14 protein-coding genes are annotated in these 17,869 nt (G+C 67.4%); 5 read left to right on the forward strand and 9 right to left on the reverse strand.

What is annotated here, in order from left to right; translation table 11 throughout:
- Nucleotides 1–4: 4 nt before the first annotated feature.
- A complete protein-coding gene (locus KY501_RS19110) occupies nt 5–1,336 on the reverse strand; it encodes a replication-associated recombination protein A (protein ID WP_224364623.1) in 1,332 nt (443 codons plus the stop codon).
- Nucleotides 1,337–1,410: 74 nt separating this feature from the next.
- Here KY501_RS19110 and KY501_RS19115 point away from each other — a divergent pair, with 74 nt between their 5' ends.
- From KY501_RS19115 to KY501_RS19130, 4 genes are read left to right on the forward strand one after another with little or no spacing between them, the layout of a single operon-like run.
- The gene (locus KY501_RS19115; protein ID WP_224364624.1) at nt 1,411–2,256 is read left to right on the forward strand and encodes an NAD(+)/NADH kinase; all 846 of its coding nucleotides are present in this window, start codon (nt 1,411–1,413) and stop codon (nt 2,254–2,256) included.
- Nucleotides 2,257–2,303: 47 nt separating this feature from the next.
- Nucleotides 2,304–4,199 (forward strand): protein kinase domain-containing protein, encoded by a 1,896-nt coding sequence (locus KY501_RS53940; protein WP_224364625.1) that lies wholly within the window; start codon nt 2,304–2,306, stop codon nt 4,197–4,199.
- A gap of 35 nt (nt 4,200–4,234) precedes the next feature.
- Nucleotides 4,235–5,005, forward strand: coding sequence for a YdcF family protein (locus KY501_RS19125; protein ID WP_224364626.1), 771 nt, complete (start codon nt 4,235–4,237; stop codon nt 5,003–5,005).
- Nucleotides 5,006–5,051: 46 nt separating this feature from the next.
- Entirely contained in the window at nt 5,052–6,116 is a 1,065-nt protein-coding gene (locus KY501_RS19130) for a cation diffusion facilitator family transporter (protein WP_224364627.1), read from the forward strand.
- Here the strand turns inward: KY501_RS19130 and KY501_RS19135 are convergent.
- From KY501_RS19135 to KY501_RS19150, 4 genes are all read right to left on the reverse strand, one after another.
- On the reverse strand, nt 6,064–7,131 hold the full coding sequence (locus KY501_RS19135; RefSeq protein ID WP_224364628.1) for a DMT family transporter: 1,068 nt from the start codon (nt 7,129–7,131) through the stop codon (nt 6,064–6,066). The genes KY501_RS19130 and KY501_RS19135 overlap by 53 nt on opposite strands.
- Before the next feature lie 277 nt (nt 7,132–7,408).
- Nucleotides 7,409–9,019: a bifunctional metallophosphatase/5'-nucleotidase gene (locus KY501_RS19140; protein WP_224364721.1), complete on the reverse strand. Its 1,611-nt coding sequence runs from the start codon at nt 9,017–9,019 to the stop codon at nt 7,409–7,411.
- 56 nt (nt 9,020–9,075) lie between these two features.
- A complete protein-coding gene (locus KY501_RS19145) occupies nt 9,076–10,110 on the reverse strand; it encodes an ABC transporter permease (protein ID WP_224364629.1) in 1,035 nt (344 codons plus the stop codon).
- A complete protein-coding gene (locus KY501_RS19150) occupies nt 10,107–11,069 on the reverse strand; it encodes an ABC transporter ATP-binding protein (protein ID WP_224364630.1) in 963 nt (320 codons plus the stop codon). Before KY501_RS19150 ends, KY501_RS19145 begins: the two co-directional genes overlap by 4 nt.
- Before the next feature lie 176 nt (nt 11,070–11,245).
- Between KY501_RS19150 and KY501_RS19155 the strand changes: the two genes are divergently transcribed.
- The gene (locus KY501_RS19155) at nt 11,246–14,761 is read left to right on the forward strand and encodes a hypothetical protein (RefSeq protein ID WP_224364631.1); all 3,516 of its coding nucleotides are present in this window, start codon (nt 11,246–11,248) and stop codon (nt 14,759–14,761) included.
- Nucleotides 14,762–14,765: 4 nt separating this feature from the next.
- On the opposite strand, the gene KY501_RS19160 is transcribed toward KY501_RS19155, so the two are convergent.
- The 4 genes from KY501_RS19160 to KY501_RS19175 are packed head-to-tail and all read right to left on the reverse strand — an operon-like array spanning nt 14,766 to nt 17,816.
- Nucleotides 14,766–15,512 carry an MBL fold metallo-hydrolase gene (locus KY501_RS19160; RefSeq protein ID WP_224364632.1) on the reverse strand — a complete coding sequence of 249 codons (747 nt, stop codon included), beginning with the start codon at nt 15,510–15,512 and terminating at the stop codon, nt 14,766–14,768.
- Nucleotides 15,509–16,003 carry a pantetheine-phosphate adenylyltransferase gene (coaD, locus tag KY501_RS19165; protein WP_224364633.1) on the reverse strand — a complete coding sequence of 165 codons (495 nt, stop codon included), beginning with the start codon at nt 16,001–16,003 and terminating at the stop codon, nt 15,509–15,511. Before coaD ends, KY501_RS19160 begins: the two co-directional genes overlap by 4 nt.
- Nucleotides 16,000–17,211 carry an MFS transporter gene (locus tag KY501_RS19170; protein WP_224364634.1) on the reverse strand — a complete coding sequence of 404 codons (1,212 nt, stop codon included), beginning with the start codon at nt 17,209–17,211 and terminating at the stop codon, nt 16,000–16,002. Before KY501_RS19170 ends, coaD begins: the two co-directional genes overlap by 4 nt.
- Nucleotides 17,208–17,816, reverse strand: coding sequence for a TetR/AcrR family transcriptional regulator (locus KY501_RS19175; RefSeq protein WP_224364635.1), 609 nt, complete (start codon nt 17,814–17,816; stop codon nt 17,208–17,210). Before KY501_RS19175 ends, KY501_RS19170 begins: the two co-directional genes overlap by 4 nt.
- Nucleotides 17,817–17,869 lie beyond the last annotated feature (53 nt).

Raw genomic sequence — 17,869 nt, forward strand, 5'->3', positions numbered from 1 at the left:
CGGTTCACCCGTCATCGCCCGGCTCGCGGGGCTTCTCCGCGAGCTGGCGCTGGATGGACTCGTAGCGCTCGGTCAACTCGCGCTCCAGCCCGTTCGTCGAGGGCTTGTAGAAGCGCCGGGCCTTGAGCGCCTCCGGTAGGTAGTCCTCCGGGACGTAGTTGCCCTCGAAGTTGTGGGGGTACTTGTAGCCGCCGCCATAGCCCAGGTTCTTCATCAGCTTCGTGGGCGCGTTGCGCAGGTGCATGGGCACCGGCAGCGCACCCTCCTGCGTCACCGCGGCCCGTGCCGCGCCGTAGGCGGTGAGCACGGCGTTCGACTTGGGCGCCAGCGCCAGGTACGTCACCGCCTGGGTGAGGGGCAGCACCCCCTCCGGCATGCCGACGAACTGGAAGGCCTGGAGCGAATCCACCGCGACGGACAAGGCCCGTGGGTCCGCGTTGCCGATGTCCTCCGAGGCGAAGATGACCATTCGGCGGAAGACGAAGACGGGATCCTCTCCGGCCTCCAGCATCCGCGTCATCCAGTAGAGCGCCGCGTCCACGTCCGAGCCGCGCATGGATTTGATGAACGCGCTGACGACGTTGTAGTGCTCCTCGCCGCCCTTGTCGTAGAGCAGCATCTTCTGCTGGAGCGCCTCCTCGGCGGCCTTCTTGTCCACGTGCGCGCCGCCATATGAGGCCGCGACTTCCAGCGCGGTGAGGGCTCGGCGCGCGTCTCCACCCGCGGCCTCGGCGATGAACTGGAGCGCTTCGTCGTCCACCTGCACCTTGCCGCCCAGGCCCTTGGGGGACTCCAGGGCCTTGCGCATCACCGTGAGCAGCTCCTCCTCCTCGAGCCCGCGCAGGGTGATGACGCGGCTGCGGGACAGGAGCGCGGCGTTCACCTCGAAGGACGGGTTCTCCGTGGTGGCGCCGATCAGCGTCACCGTGCCCTTCTCCACGTGGGGCAGCAGCGCGTCCTGCTGGGACTTGTTGAAGCGGTGGATCTCGTCGATGAAGAGCAGGGTGCGCTGGCGGTTCATCTTCCAGCGGTCCTGGGCTCGGGCCACCGTCTCGCGGATGTCCTTCACGCCGGAGAGCACGGCGGACAGGGACTCGAAAGAGGCGCCGGTGGCCTGGGCGATGACTCGCGCCAGGGTCGTCTTCCCCGTGCCCGGGGGCCCCCAGAGGATGAGCGAGGGCACCTGATCCTGCTCGATGGCCCGGCGGAGGAAGCGGCCCTCGCCCGTGAGGTGCTCCTGCCCCACGAAGTCCGCCAGGGTGGTGGGCCGCATGCGCTCGGCCAGGGGCGCCTGGGCCTGCTGATCCTTCTGGCCCGCGTGTTCGAAGAGGTCCATATGGCAGGAACCTATCGCTTGGCTCCATTTCCTCCAGCACGCGTTGCCCGCCTGGATTAGAACCATCCGCCACAGTGCAGACTCTGGCGATCGTTGCGAAGCGGGACAAACAGGAAGCCTTCGCGCTGGCGGGACGGATCCGCGAGCGCTACCCCCAGCTCACCGTGTTGGGTGAGCGCAACCTGGCGCACGCCCTGGGTTGGCCCCGCGTGGAGGACCGGGAATTGGCCCAGCGGGCTGACCTGGTGGTGGTCCTCGGCGGAGACGGCACCCTCATCTACACGGCGCGGCTGCTGGGCGGGCGGGGTGTCCCCATCCTCGGAGTGAACCTGGGCAGCCTGGGCTTCATGACCGAGGTGCCGGTGGACGAACTCTTCACCTCGCTGGACGAGGTGCTCGCCGGCCGCTTCAAGATGGACTCGCGCATGAAGCTCACCTGCCGGCTGGTGCGCGAGGGCAAGGTGGTGGTGGAGGACGAGGTCCTCAACGACGTGGTCATCAACAAGGGCGCCCTGGCGCGCATCGCGGACCACGAGACGTCCATCGACGGGGTGCCCATCACCATCTACAAGGCGGATGGCGTCATCCTGGCCACTCCCACGGGCTCGACGGCGTACTCGCTGTCGGCCGGGGGGCCCGTTGTCCACCCCTCGGTGGACTGCACCATCTTATCGCCCATCTGTTCGCACGCGCTCACGCAGCGCTCCATCGTCGTGCCCGCGGATCGGACGATCCGCGTCACCCTGCGCCGCGAGACGGCGGACACCTACCTCACCCTGGACGGACAGACGGGCCACTCGCTGCAGGGCAATGACTGCATCGAGGTGGTGCGCTCGCCCAACCGGGTGAACCTGGTGCGAAACCCGCACATGGCCTACTTCACCATCCTCCGGCAGAAGCTCCACTGGGGCGAACGCTGAGCAGGCCCGTGCCGATACCTCGCCGGTGCTGATAGGGTTCACGCCCCGTGCGCGAGGACAAAGGCACTCCCTTCGGTAAGTACGAGCTTCTCGAACGCCTCGGCGTCGGGGGAATGGCGACCGTTTACCGCGCGCGCTACATGGCCGCGCCTGGTGTCACCAAGCTGGTGGTCATCAAGCGGGTGCTGAGCGAGCTCGCGGAGACTCCTTCCTTCGTGGAGCTGTTCATCCACGAGGCGCGCATCTCCGTGGGGCTGAGTCACGGCAACATCGTCCAGGTGTTCGACTTCGGTCAGGTCAACGGCGAGTACTACCTGGCCATGGAGCTGGTCGAGGGCCAGCCCCTGTCCCGAGTGCTCAAGCGGGCCCAGACGCAGGGGCTCTCGCGGATGCCGCAGCCGCTGGCAGCGAGCATCGCCATCGACCTGTGCAAGGGGCTCCACCACGCCCATACGCGCACGGATGAGCAGCGGCGCCCGCTGGGGCTCGTGCATCGGGACGTTTCTCCGGACAACATCCTCATCAGCTACGACGGAGACGTGAAGATCACCGACTTCGGCATCGCCAAGGTGCAGATGGCGGGGCGACCCATCACCGCCGCGGGGATGGTGAAGGGGAAGTACCTCTACCTCTCGCCAGAACAGGCGCAGGGGCAGGGCGATCTGGATGCCCGCTCGGATGTGTACGCCGTGGGGGTGGTGCTCTACCGCATGCTCTGTGGCCGCCTGCCCGTGGAGGGGCAGGACGTCGAGGTCATGGATCGCATCGTCAAGGGCGACATCCCTCCCGCGCTCGAGGTCAACCCGGAACTGGACGGCATGCTGGCCCGGATCGTCATGCGTGCGCTGGCCACGTCGCGCGGAGCCCGGTTCCAGAGCGCGGAGGAGCTGCAGCTTGCGCTCACGCGCTGGGTCGCCACACGGGCGCCGCTCTTCACGGGCAACACCTTGAAGTACCTGATGGGGTGGCTCTACGGCGAGGAGCTGAAGGCGCTGGGGCAGTCGTCCATTCTCCCGCAGGAGTTCCAGGACCACCTCGCGTTGTGGCGAGACGGGCAGGGCACGGCCGAGGGGCGCAAGGAGGGCTTGGGCAAGGCGAGAACAGTGCAGCTCTCCGAGGCGGTGGGCCCTTCGCGGGATCAGCAGGGGTTGGGGGCGGCTCCCGACGAGGATGCGGAACGGGAGACGGATGTCCTGACCCAGGAGACCCGTGAAGCGGCCACGACCCAAGCGGGCTCCAACCGGCGAGGGCGTCGCCCGCGGTGGGTACTCGGGGCTGCGGCGGTGGCAGGTGCGCTCCTGCTGGTGTTCCTGGTGGTGCACGGTCCCCCGCCTCTGGAGATCCACTCCGAGCCGCCGGGGGCTCAGGTGCGCCTCGATGGAGAGATCCGGGGCGTGACGCCCCTGGTGGTGGAGGACGTCGCGCGGAGCCAGCCCCATACCGTGGAGCTGATCCTCCTGGGCTGGAAGCGATGGGAGCAGGTGTTCGAGCCCGGTGCGCTCGACAAGAAGGTGGAGGTGGAGCTGGAGGAATTGCAGCAGCCGCCCCCACCCCCTGTGGCCGCTGCTCCAGAGCCGCCCCCCGAGCCCACCAAGGATCCCGTGCGGCCCAAGCCCACAACGCGCCCACCCACGCCTGGGCTGAAGATCACCGCCGCGTCCAAGCCCTCCCAGGAGGCTGCCACCGCGAAGTACAAGCAGGGGTTGAAGCAGTTGGCCAGGGGGCAGCTCGTCAGTGCCAAGGAATCGTTCTGGGAGTGTCTCGCGAACGATCCCAAGGCGGCTCGTTGTTTCCGCCGGCTGGGAGAGGTCTCCGCGCGGCTCGGGAACAAAGAGGAGGCCCTGGAGTACTACGGGCGTTTCCTGGAGCTTGATCCTCGGGGTGATGGGGCCGGGGAGGCTCGGGCCTATATCCGGGAGCAGCGCCGCCAGGGGGGCAAGTAGCTCCCGAGCCAACGCTCCCAAGCTCTGTCGCCGTCATGTTCCTCGCTCTCTCCAAGATCCTGGATTTGTTCCTCGGCCCGCTGACCTGGGCGGTGCTGTTCATCGTGGCCGGGTTGGTCCTGCGTCGAAGGGCGCGGCTGTCCATCGGGCTGCAGGTGTTCGGGCTGGCGGTGCTCTACATCTTCTCCATCGAGCCCACGGCCGGGATGCTCCTGCGGTGGACGGAGCGCGGGGTGAAGGAGACGTACCGAGATGACGTCGTCTACGACGCGGTCATCGTCCTGGGTGGAGGGCTGGACCCCGATGCGACGGAGACGTCGGGCCGGCCTGAGTACAATGGGGCGGGCGATCGCATCATGCGCGGCTTCGAGCTGCTGAAAGAGGGGCATGCCCGCTACGCGTTGATCTCCGGAGGCTCGCTGGATCCGAGGCCGGAGGCCGTCGTCGAGGCAGGGGTGCTCTCCAAGCAACTCCAGCAGTGGGGCATCGAACCCGGGCGCATCTTCACCGAGGGCAAGAGCCGCAACACGCGGGAGAACGCGCTGGGCTCGGAGAAGATCATCCGCGAGCAGGGATGGAAGTCGCTGCTGTTGGTGACGAGCGCGGCGCACATGCCCCGGGCGTATGGGTGTTTCGCGGCCCTGGGGATCCGGCCGGACACCTTCTTGGCGGATGTCCGGTCTCCTCCCGGGAAGCGGCCGCCGAGCTGGTTGCCCAGGTCCTATCACCTGAGCGTCAGCTCGGATGCGCTGCGCGAGCTGGCCGGACGGTGGGTGTATCGGATACGCGGCTGGACGAACGAGTAGGCGATGCCGTGGTACAAGAGTGTTCCAATCCGTTCTGGAGCAATCCTTGGCAGCCCCCGCTTCATCCATCAAAGCCGTCATCGCCGCGCTGTCTGGCAATGTCCTCGTCACCCTGATCAAGTTCGTGGCGTTCTTCATGTCCGGTTCGGGAGCCATGCTCTCGGAGGCCATCCACTCGGCCGCGGACACGGGCAACCAGGTGCTGCTCTTCCTGGGCCTCAAGCGCGCAAGCCGTGAGCGAGACGAGGAGTTCCACTACGGCTATGGCGGAGAGCGCTTCATCTTTGGGATCCTCTCGGCCTCAGGCATCTTCTTCGTGGGCTGTGGCGTCACCGTCTACCACGGCATCACGTCGCTCCTGCATCCGCACCAGCCGGAGATCGGCCCCAGCACCTTCGCGGTGTTGGGCGTCTCCTTCCTTATCGAGGGCGGTGTCCTCCTCTATGCCGTGCGCGGCGTGCTGAAGCAGGCTCAGGGAGCGCCTTTCTTCCGCTACGTTCGCGAAAAAGCCGATCCCGCCACGTTGGCCATCTTGCTGGAGGACGGCGCGGCGGTGCTGGGCCTGTTCCTCGCCGCAGCGGGTATCCTCCTGGCCTACCTTACGGGCAATGCACTCTTCGACTCGCTGGCGTCCATCATCGTCGGCCTGTTGCTGGGGCTCATCGCCATCTTCCTGGTGGTGGAGAACCGCGACCTGCTGCTGGGCCAGGCCGTACCGGACGAGGTGGGGCAGCGCTTCGTGGACGTCATCCGCGCTCGGTCCAGCATCGCGGACATCCATGACGTGAAGACGCGGCAGCTCACTCCGGAGACCTTCACCTTCAAGGCCGAGATTCGCTTCAGCGCGACCTTCGTGGCGGCGAAGCTGGCCGAGGCGCTCCCTTCAGAGAGGCTGGCTCACACGGGCGAGGCGCGCGAGCGGATGTTCCAGGAAGCAGCCCAGCACCTCATTCGGGTCCTCAGCGAGGAGATCGACGCCATCGAGGCCGAGGTGCGCACCGCCATCCCCGAAGCGAAGCATATCGACCTGGAACTGGAACACCTGCCGGCTGCCCAGATCAGTGCTTATGCCGATGATGGAGATCGGAAACGTGCGGATGGTCGTGGGTGATCGGGGCATGTTGGTGGGGATGGCTGTGGGGCTCGGTGGTGTCCGTGCCAAGCGGGTGCGCGTGCTCGTGGTGAGCATCGTGGACGTGCAGATGTTCGTGAGTCAGCGCCTCATGCGTGTGCGTATGGCCATGCCGTTCGCGTAGCAGCAGCACGACTCCTACGGCCATCAACGCTCCCGCCAGCAGATCCAGGGGCCTCAACCGCTCGCCGAGCAGGGGCACCGCCGCCAGGGCTCCCACGAATGGGGCCGTGGCGAAGTAGGCCGCCTCGCGTGCCGCGCCCAGCAGGCGCAGGGCATACGCGTCCAGGACGATGGACAGGCCGTAGCTGGCGAAGCCGAGCACCAGGGTAGCCGCCAGCACTCGGGGAGATGGGAAGGGCTGCCCGGTGAGCCAGGCCAGCACCAGCGTGCACGCACCGGAGCCCAGCGCCTTGATTCGCACCAGGGAGAGCGGGTCCTTCAGGGACAGCCGCTGGGTGAGGTTGTTGTCCACGGCCCACGAGAGGCACGCGCCGGCCAGCGCCAGCACGCCGAGCACATCCCCGCGCAGCTCCCCCTCCTGGAGGCCCAGGACCATGGCGCCCGTCATGATGGAGACGGCGGACAAGGCACCCGCGCGCCCCAAGTGCTCTCCGAAGACGAGCAGTGCCAGGAGGATGGTGAACGGACCCTCCAGGTTGAGCATCAAGGAGGCCGTCACGCCGGTGAGCCGCGCCAGTCCCGTCAGCATCAACACCGGGCCCAGGATGCCTCCGCAGAGGATCACTCCGAGCAGCAGGGGCACGTCCTTGCTCCCGAGGCGTGCTTCACGCTGGGAGCCACCTGTCGGGCTCATCCGTCGCAGTGCTTCGAGACAGGTCAGCCCCAGCCCGCCGCCCAGGTAGAGGAGCGAGGCCAGCACCAGGGGCGTGCTGGACGGCAGGAGCAGCTTGGCCATCGGCGCGCTGAGCCCGAAGAGGGCTGCGGCGGACAGGCCCATCACCGCTCCTTTGACGCTGGGGGTCACCGGCACGAGCGTTCTCCTTGTCGCAGCCAGGCAGGCAGGAGGAGCAATGACTATTGACGGTAGTAGAGAGCACCTTGAAGAAGCGCAATTGGGAGGCGTTCGGCACGTTGGAAGCGGCTGTCATGGACGGTCTGGCCTGTACACACCGGCGATCTCCCAGCGGGGATGGATGGGTCGCTCCTGGACAGGCTCACGCAGCTCATTGCGCAGAAGTGGGGACGCCGGTGATGGGATTGCTCGCCCTCCTTGCTGAAGCCGCTCAGTGAACTTGCCGAGCTCCGCGTCAGCGCGTCGCGGCCGCCGGTGCGCACTCTCCGCCCTGGAGGCTGCCACCCTGGAGACGCTGGATGCGGCCGTCTCCTGTCGGCATGGGCGCGGGCTTGCCGCCGCGCAGGGCATCGCTCAGCACGTCTCGCGGGGTGCGGCCCTCCTGGAGCGCGGGCGTGGGCGAGAGGGTGCGGAACATCTCGTAGCCGTCCTTGCCTCCCGCGAGGAAGCTGAGTGTGGCCAGGGTATATGACGCCTTCGGGGACAGCGGCTTGCCGCCCACCGTGACGCAGAGGACCCGTTGGCCCTTGGGGCGGCTCGGATCGAAGGCGAAGCGCAGGCCGGAGACCTGGAGGAAACGCCCGGGCGGATCAGCCACCTCTTCGATCTTGCTGACAGCGTTCTCCAGCGCTGCGTGGAGGATGTCCCCCGTTACCTGGAGCTTCACCAACTGATCCCGGTACGGGAAGATGGAGAGCATCTCGCGCCGGGTGAGCTCTCCGGCGGGGAAGATGGTGTCGCCACGGATGGCGCCGCCGTTGACCAGGGCCACGTCGGTACCGGCGGCCTGCCGCAGCGCATCCGCGATCAGCGAGCCCAGGTTCGTCTCCTGCGTGCGGACCACCGTCTTGCGCGCGTCGAGCGGAACCGGCGTACTGCCGACGCGCTGTGACAGCTCGGCGACCAGCGGGGCGTACTTCTGCAGGGCCTCGACGAAGGTGGGATCGTCCGGGATGGCGTCCGTCACCGGGTACACCTTCCAGTCGACCTTCTTCACCTTGCCGCTCTTGCCGTCCACCTCCAGCGTGACGCGGCCCAGCTCCACGGCATCCGCGGCCACCTTGAAGATGGGGACGCCCGTGGAGCGATCCTCGATCCGGATGTGATCGTGCCCTCCGATGATGACGTCCACCGGAGCGCAGCGCGCCAGCTCCTGATCGTCGTCAACCTCCAGGTGGGTGAGCGCGATGATGACGGTGGCGCCCTGGGCGCGCAGCCGGGAGATGACAGGCTTGGCCGTGGAGCAGATGTCGCGGATGTTCGTGTCCTGGGACACGCTCGAGGACACCTCGGTCTCCGGGAGCAGCAGGCCGAAGAGGCCCACCTTCACGCCGTCCAACTGCACCATCATGTAGGGGTGGAGCCCCTCGAAGGGGCGGCCCGAGTGGTTGTCGAAGATGTTCGCCGCGAGCCACGGGAAGCGCGAGGCCTTGATGCGCTCGCGCAGCACCTCATCGCCGAAGTCGAAGTCATGGTTGCCGGGCACGGCGTAGTCCACGCCGAGGGCGTTCCATGCGTCGATCATCTGCTGGCCCTGCAGCGGCTTGCCACCGATCTGGCTGATGGACTCAACGGAGGGGGCCAGGGTGTCCCCGGCGAAGAGCGTCAGCGTGTTCTTCTGCTGGTTCTCCGCGAGGATCTGCTTGCGCAATGTGGCAACGCGGGCGAGCCCACCCACGCGGCCCCCTTCCAGCGGGGCGAACTGATACACGTCATTGAGCTGGAGCAGGGTGATGCGGACAGTCTCCGGGGGCGCCACGGGCTTCGTGACCGAGAGGCAGCCGAGCCCGAGGCAGAAGCTGAGGGCCAGCACTCGCGACGACCAGCGGGAGAGAGGGCGGCGCACGGCGTTCAAGGATGTCACCTCCAAGGGACGCGGACCTTACCCTCCCTGGGACCGCGCTACATCCACTTGAAGTAGCGTACCGCGATCACGAAGGGGATCAGGCCCCACACCCCCAGTATCAGCACCTGGGGCCAGAGGGCGAGCAGGGAAGTTCCATCCAGCATGATGGCGCGCAGCCCGTCGTTCAGGGCGGTGAGCGGCAGGAACTGGATGACGGGTTGGAACCAGTCCGGGAAGTTGGACGCGGAGAAGAACACCCCGGACAGCACCGTCATGGGCATGGAGGTGAGGTTCATCAGCCCGCTGGCCGTCTGGGAGGTGGTGGCCCGGCTGCAGATGAAGAGGGAGAAGCCCGCGAAGGACATGGCGCCCCAGAGCCCCAGGACGATGAACGACAGCAGGTTGCCGAACATCCGCACGTCGAAGAACACTCGCGAGAAGACGACGAAGAAGAGGATCTCCGCCACGGCGAGCATGCTCCGGCCGATCATGAAGGAGAGCAGGAACTGGGTGCGCTTCATGGGCGTGGCGACGAGCCGCTTGAGGAGCTTGCCGGTGCGCATCTCCACCAGCGCGAAGCCGAGCCCCCACAGGCTGGAGCTCATGAGCGCGAAGCCGAGCAGCCCGGGGATGAGGAAGTCGATGTAGCGCGAGCCCGGTGCAGTCACCTGCTGGTTGCGCACCGAGACATGGTCCGCGCGTCCGTTCAGCCGCTCGAGTGCATCCACGACCATGAGCCGCGCGGTGCGCCCGTCCGACTGCATGGGATCGGTGATCAGCTCGGGCTGAGAGCTGGGGATGAGGACCAGGGCCACGCGGCCTCGGCGCAGTGCATCGCGCCCCTCGGCCTCGGACATCTGCCTTGCTGTCAGTCCGTCCACGGCCTCCAGGGCGGGGACGAGCCGGTCCGCGTCCGGGCTTTCCACCACAGCCACGGCCAGCTCTGGGAGGGCGCGGTTGCGGAAGGCCAACCCGAGTGCCAGGGAGGTGAGCAGCGGGAATGCGAAGACCCAGAAGAGGGCGGCGGGCTCTCGCAGGAACCCGCGCATGCGGAAGAGCACGAGCTGCCACAGCGGATGCTGGGAGTTCATGGCTGGGCATCCTCGCGCAGGCTGCGGCCGGTGAAGGCCAGGAACACGTCATCGAGCGTGGCCTGGCGGGTGGAGAGGTGCGCCAGGGTCGCGCCGCGCGCCGAGACGATCGAGAGCACTCCCGGTAATGCCCGGTGCAGTTCCTTCACGGAGAGGGTGTGGCCTTCGACGCGAGGTCGGGATGCAACGAGCGTGGGTACCTCGGCGAAGGCGTCGGCTGGGAGATGGGGCGTGGTGGCGAACTCGATGACCTGCTCGGCGCCCGTGGCGGCGATGAGCTGGGCCGGCGAGCCTCGGGCGACGATGCGGCCGTGGTCCATGATGATGACCTGGTCGCAGAGCACCTGGGCTTCTTCCATATAGTGGGTCGTCAGGACGACGGTGCGGCCCTTGCCCTTGAGACCCTCGATGACGTCCCAGAGGGCGCGGCGAGACTGGGGATCGAGGCTCGTGGTGGGCTCGTCGAGGAAGAGGATCTCTGGATCCGAGGCCAGCGCTACCGCGAGCGCCAACCGCTGCTTCTGGCCTCCGGACAGCTTCGAGACGTGGGCCGAGCGCTTCTCCTCCAGCTTGACGAGGGCGATGGCTTCTTCGACCGACAGCCCTCGCTTGTAGAAGGAGCGGAAGAGACGCACGGTCTCCTCGACGCTGAGGCGCGGGTGGAAGTGTGTCTCCTGGAGCGCGATGCCGATGCGCTCGCGGAGTTCGCCGGCTTCGTGGAGCCAGTTTCGGCCGAGCAGCCGTACCTCTCCGGAGGTGGGTTGCTGAAGACCTTCGAGGATCTCCACGGTCGTCGTCTTGCCGGCGCCGTTGGGGCCGAGCAGGCCGACACACTGGCCCACGGGGACTTCGAAGTCGGTGCCAGCGACGGCGACCACGTCCTCGAAGCGTTTGACGAGTCCGCGCACCTCGATGGCGAGCGCGGGAGAGGAAGGAGTGGAGCTGGGCGAGGGGGACACGGGGAGGACTCCCAGAGCCTTCTCATAGCGTGATACCTCCGGCGGAGTACAGCGTGCCCAATGTCTTGTTCCGCATGCTTCCGCCCCGTTTCGCATCCGCAAGTGAGAACCACCCGGCACTGCGAAGCACGGAGCGCTTGTCTGGCCCTACGCGGCCACAGGCACGAGGGAAGACCATGGAGCTTCGCAAGAGATGGAGTGCAGTGACGCTGTTGAGCCTGGGTTTGTGGCTCGCGGCGTGTGGAAAGAGTGAGCCCGAGCCAGGGAGCGTGCCAGCGGGGGGCGACTGTTCCTTCAACGCCAACTGCGGGAAGGACCTGCTGTGTATGGACGGCAAGTGCGCGGCCTTGGGGAGCGCAAAGGAGTGCACCCCGGGCGAGACCCGCTGTAACGGCGGCGATGTGGAGAGCTGCGGCACCGATGGGCGCGGCTACGAGTTCAAGGATCGCTGTGCGGGGCGGTGCAGCAATGGGGCGTGCGTGGTCCAGGCTTGCACGCCCAACACCACGCGGTGCCAGGATGACCACAAGACGGTGGAGGCCTGTGCGGCGGATGGCTCCGGCTACGAAGTCGTGCAGACCTGCGATCTCGGCTGTGCCAGCGGGACGTGCTCCACGTCGAACGGGTCCGTCTGCATCCCGGGGGACAAGCAGTGCAACAACGAGGCGCTCGAGGCCTGCACTCCGACGGGGAGCGCGTGGGCCTTCCTGCAGTTCTGCTCCACGGGATGCGACTCGGCGTCGAAGGCGTGCAAGGCGCCCGCGTGCGTGCCCTTCTCGGAGCGCTGCAATCCGGTGAGCGGAGTGCACGAGGTGTGCAACGCCACGGGGACGGCGCTGACCAGCGCTCCCTGCACGTCCTCGGAGGCCTGCGTGAGCGGGCGCTGCGTCCCCACGGTGTGCACTCCCGGGCAGACGCGGTGCCTGGACTCGGTGACGGCGGGTGTCTGCAGCGCGTCGGGTACGGGCTTCAATGCCTTGTCGTGTGCCTCGAACCAGGTGTGCGCGGGAGGCACGTGTAGCACCATCGTCTGCGCGCCGCTGAGCACCCAGTGCAAGAACAGTGGGACGAGCCAGGTGTGCACTCCCAACGGGACGGGCTACGTGGATGTGCCCTGCAAGGCGGGCACGAGCTGCCAGGCGGGCGTGTGCGTGCCCAACAGCAGCAACAACTCGTGCACGGCGGGCAGCAAGCGGTGCGTGGATGCGCTCACCCTCGCCACGTGCAACGCGCAAGGCTCGGGCTACGACTACGCCACGTGCGGCTCTGATCAGACGTGTCTGGGCAGTGCCTGCGAGGCGATCATCTGCTCTCCGGGCTCGAGCCGCTGCGCGAGCGCTTCGAGCAGCGAGGTGTGTGATCCGAGCGGCACGCGCTACAACTTGGTGAGCTGCGGTGCCGGGACGGCGTGTGATGCGGCCACGGGGAGCTGCAAGGCACAGGTCTGCACCAGCGGGAACAAGGTGTGCCTGGATGTGGCCACGCTGGGCACGTGCAACAGCACGGGGACGGGTTACGCGGCCTCCGGGTGTGGCGCGAACAAGGCATGTGTCTCGGGGGCTTGCCAGGACGTGGTGTGTGCCCCTGGGAGCGCGACCTGCTCCAATGGCACAACGGCGGCCATCTGCAATGCGACCGGGACGGGGAGCACGTCCGTGGACTGCGCGGCCCAGGGCAAGGTGTGCGTGGCGGGCGCTTGCCAGACATCTGGCGGCGTCATCTGCGTGCCGGGCCGGCTGCGCTGTAATGGTACGGACGTCGAGGAGTGCAAGCCGGATGGGACGGGGTACACCTACCAGCAGTCCTGCACGACGACGTGTGGCAACGGAGCCTGCGCGGGCGCCGCGTGCAAGCCGTTCACGCTGAAGGTGTCCAGCACCACGCTGCCGGCGGACAACAACTCGACGCTGCTGGTCAGCTCGGACGTGATCACCGACAGCTCCGGTGTGCCGGTTCCGGATGGGACGCTGTTCACGGTGGCTGCGTCGAACAACACGAGCGGAGTGCTCGCGGCGGATCTCGACTCCGCGACGGCGGGCACGCAGGTGGCCAGCGTCAACGGGAAGATCGATTTCGTGGTGAAGACGGGCCCGGGAGCGAACGCGGGGCAGACCGCGACGGTGACTGCGACGACGCTGACCGCGTCCAATTGCAAGGGAACGGTGTCCTTCCAGTTGGTGACCTCGGGGACCAACCTGCAGGTGGCGGAGGACTTCTCGCGGACGAGCGCCAAGGACGGTACCGGTACGACGGCCAACTGGGATGTGGAGCGCGCGGAGGCCGCGTTCCCGCTCGTCGCGGGGCTCGGGAAGGGAGAGGACGGAGATCTCTACGTGGCCTCGGGGACGTTCAACATCAATACCCAGTCCAACCCCGCCAACCCCGCGCGCACCTTCGCGGACGCGGTGGCTTACAAGGTAACGGCGTTTGCCACGGACAACACCGCGGTGACGCTGGCGGATTTCCCGGCGGGGCTCGCGGTGGGGGATGAGGTGGTGTTGATCAACCTGCAGGGGGGAAGTGGCTACCCCTCGCCGACAGGAACGGTCTCCGCCGGCGTGGGCGACACGGGCAACGTGGGCACCTACGAGATCCTCACCATCAAGAGCGTCAACTTCGGGACGAATCAGCTCACCTTCGCCAGTCCCATCCTGAAGATCTACGGAGCCACGACCAGCAACGCGACGCTGACGGGGCAGAAGATCATCGTTCAGCGCATCCCACACTACCGGAACGTCACGGTGAGCGGGACGCTCATCGCCAATCCATGGGATGGAGCCCTGGGTGGCATCCTGTTCATCAAGGCAAGTGGCTCGCTGGTGGTGATCTCCGGTGGAGGCATCTCGATGGATGCGCGTGGCTACCGCTCGGACTCGGCGGCGCTAACCAACTATGTGACGGGGGAGAGCTATTCAGGGCCCAGTGTGGCGGGCGGCGGCTGCAATGCGAACAATGGAGGGGGGGGGCCGGGAGGTGGGGTCGGTGGCTGTATCTACTCGGGAGGGGGGAGTTATGGCACTGCGGGTTTGAAGGGCGGGGCATCGATGACTGCCGGTTTCACCTACGGGGATGCCTTGTTGTCGCGCTGGTTCATGGGCTCGGGCGGAGGGCGGTATGCGAGCAACGCTGCGGGAGTGGGGGGAGGAATCATTGTCGCCTGGGCCGATACGCTGGGAGTGAGTGGGCGCATCGGTGCTGATGGTTCTGATGGCACTGCCTCGGGTGGGTCGGCAGGGGGCTCCGTCTACTTGCGCGCCAACACCATGAATGTGGGACAGAACCACGTGACGGCTAAAGGTGGTTCCTCCTCGGGTGGTGGTACGGGCGGTGTTGGGCGGATCCGCCTCGATGCCGTGAGCCTGCATTCAGGCGACACGACAACGCCTACACATACGGCGGGCGTTTCCGCGTCGAGCGCGGTGCGAGCCCAGACGCTCACCCTCGACAACGTTTCAGGCGCCATCACCAAGGCGCGTGTCATCTCGAGCGTCCAGGACACCCGCGGAGGTACCATCACCTACGAGATGAGCGCCAACGGTGGCACCAACTGGAAGGCGTTCACTCCCGGAGACCCGCTCCAGTCCTTCGATGTGCCCGCGAGCGATCTGCGGTTGCGCGTTTCTCTCACGAGCGACGGCTCCAACCGTCCGCTCAGCGCGCAGGGCGTGAGCATCGAATACCTAGCGCCGTAGGGGCTCACACCGTGTAGCGGCGCCCCTGGGAGAGCGGCTCGATGACACTGCCCGGAAGATCGAAATCATCCGGGTAGTGGATGAGCCGCATCCTGGCGCGGAGCTCGCCGGGGAGCGCGGCGAGCTTCGCGTAGGGGGTGTGGACGCCGTAGTTCGTCTCGTGGACGATGAGGTCCGCCTCGGCCAGCCAGGCGATGAGGCCCTCGTCGAAGGCGGTGTCCGCGCTGTAGCCCAGGCACCTGCCACCGGCCCGGATGCGCAGGGCGGTGGTGGGCAGGTGGTGGTAGGTTCGGCGGCACTCGATGGAGAAGGGGCCGAAGCGGACGGACGACTCGGTGGAGAGCGGCGAGTGGGTGAAGTAGTCCTCGAAGTGCTTGGGCGAGGGGTCCGCGCCGTGCTTTTCGATAAGGCACTCCATGCCGGCCGCGAGGTGTCCTTCCCACAGGCGGTGGGCCACCTCCGGGTGGGCGAGCAGGGGCATCTTCCGGTGCAGCAGGAAGAAGGAGAAGTAGCCGAGCCCCTCCAGGCCCGAGCTGTGGTCCGCGTGCAGGTGGGTGAGGGCGACACCGGCCACGCGATCTACGTCCATCGGGACGCCGGAGGACGCGGAGGCCTCGCGCATCATCTTCCGGATGGGGTGCGGACAGTCGATGAGCAGCACCTGGTCCTCGGCCTCTACGGCGAGGCAGGAGGAGTAGTTCAGCGCGGAGAAGGCATCACCGACTCCGAGGGTGAGGAACGAGAGGCTCATGGCTGGCTCCGAGGTTCGAGGAGACGCTGGCGAAGCTTCGCGGCAACGGGCGCCGGGCAGAAAGTAGATATGTCCTCTCCGCGAGCCAGCCGCTCCTTGAGGGCGCTGCTGCTCACCTCCGCGAGGTGGGCCTCGGCCGGAAGGAAGAGGGTGGAGAGGTCCGGCGCCAGGGCCCGATTTGTCTGCGCCAGCTCCGTTTCGAACTGGGCATCCGTGGCGCCGCGCACCCCGCGCAGCAGGACGCTGGCGCCGATGGCCCGTGCGTATTCGACCACGAGCCCCTCCGTGCTCGACACGCTGACGTTGGGGTGGAGCGCCACGGCCTCGTGCAGCAGTTCCATTCGCTCGGCCGCGCTGAGCAATGTGCGCTTGTTCGGGTTGACGGCGACCACCACCACGACATGGCCGAAGAGGCGTGCGGCCTGGCGCACGACGGAGAGGTGGCCCGCGGTGACAGGGTCGAAGCTGCCGGCATATACGGCGATGGTCATGACGACACCTCGGGAGTCCCCGGAAGCGAGAGCGTCCGGGGCGGGTGGAAGGTGAGCAGCACGAAGACCACACCCACGGCACACAGCGCGGCGGCCAGCAGGAAGTGTCCCGCGTACCCAAGCGCCTGCGCGGTATAGCCGCTGACGGCCGCCGCCGAGCCCGTCGCGATGACGACGAGGGATGCCTGCACGGTGTAGTCGGTGCCGGCGTATTCGGGGCGGCTCTTGGCCATCATGACGGTGAAGAGGGTCGCGGTGGCCATCCCGCTGGTCATGTGCTCGACGCCACAGACGAGCGCGAGCATGGGCAAGGTCGCGCCACGTGCGGCGAGCGCGTAGAGCAGCACGGCTCCCGCCTGGGTGATTCCGAAGAGGATCAGCGCGCGCCGGTGTCCGAGCCTGTTCACGAGTGCTCCACCCACCAGCGCCCCCACGAGCCCCGTGGTGAAGCCGACGCCTCCGAGCATCCACCCCAGGTCGGTGAGGCTGAGCCCCGCGTCCACAAGGAAGGTGCGCAGCATGCCCGTCGCGAGCGACTCCCCGGCCTTGTAGATGACCAGCAGCAGGAGCCAGCCGGCCGACCCGGGACGCCGGATCCACCAGCTCAGGCCCACGCTCTCGGGAGCCGGAGGCGCGGAGGGCGGCTCGCGGTATAGGGCGATGGGAACGGTGGCCAACAGCAGGATGGCTCCGAGGCTCAGCAGGGTGGGCCGCCAGCCTGCCGCGTCGAACACGATGAGCATCAACCCGCCGCCGAGGATCATCCCCACCCGGTAGCCGGCCACCTGCACTCCGTTGCCGAGCCCCATCTCCCGCTCCGAGAGCAGGTTCACCGCCATCCCATCCGTGGCCACATCCTGGGTGGCCGCCAAAAGGTTTACGCCCAGCACCATGGCCATGAGGAGCGGAGTGCTCACGCCGCCCGAGGGCAGTGCGAGCAGCAGCAGAACTCCCGCCGAGAGCAATTGCAGCGGCAGGATGTATCCGCGCCGCCGTCCGAGTCGCTCCGACCCGTACCGGTCCATCAGCGGCGACCACAGGAACTTCAGCGCCCACGGCAGCGCCAGCAGGTGCGTCAGGCCGATATCGGGCAGCGACATACCCTGCTTGCGCAGCAGCGCGGGCAGGGCCTGGGTGAAGAAGCCGTAGGGGAGCCCCTGGGACAGGTAGAGGCTCGACAGCAGGCCAATCTTCGTCGAGGTCTTCATGACTCCTCCGAAGGCTGAGCACCGTCGAGCAGCCCTGCGGCCATGCGCTTCACGGTACTCGCCGCCGACCCGGGCGGAACCAGCCCGGGAACGGACGAGGCGAGTACGAAATAGCCCTGGATGGCCGCGAAGAGCCCCGCCGCCACCGTGCGCGCCCGCCGTTTCCCCGCCACAGCGGCGACCAGTCCCTCCAACTGTTCGAGATCCGCACGGACCACCTTCTCGTAGATGGCGCGCACCTCGGGCTGCTGGATGGCCTCCGCGCTGATGGTGACCCAGCTCGCCACCGAGGCGGGATCCGCATCCGCCCCCGTGGCCAGGAACGCATCCAGGAATGCATCCACCCGGGCTCGCGGATCGTCTCCCTTCACCCGCGCCAGCCGAGATGCCACGCGTTCACGCACTCGCGCGGAGAGCTGTTCCACCAGCGTCAGGAGGATCTCCTGCTTGTCCTGGAAGTGGTAGTGCACCAGCCCGGAACTCAGGCCCGCGGCCTTGGCGATCTCCGCCACCGAGGCGCGCTCGTAACCGCGCTCGGCCATGACCTTCAGCAGCCCGGCGACGATCTGCTGGCGACGCTCTTCGGTATTCGATGGACGGCCCACGGTGGTTCCTGTTTATTGGTTGTATGACCAATTTATAAACAGGCACGGCACGG

It is taken from the genome of Hyalangium versicolor (assembly GCF_020103695.1).
GTDB classification, from domain to species: domain Bacteria; phylum Myxococcota; class Myxococcia; order Myxococcales; family Myxococcaceae; genus Hyalangium; species Hyalangium versicolor.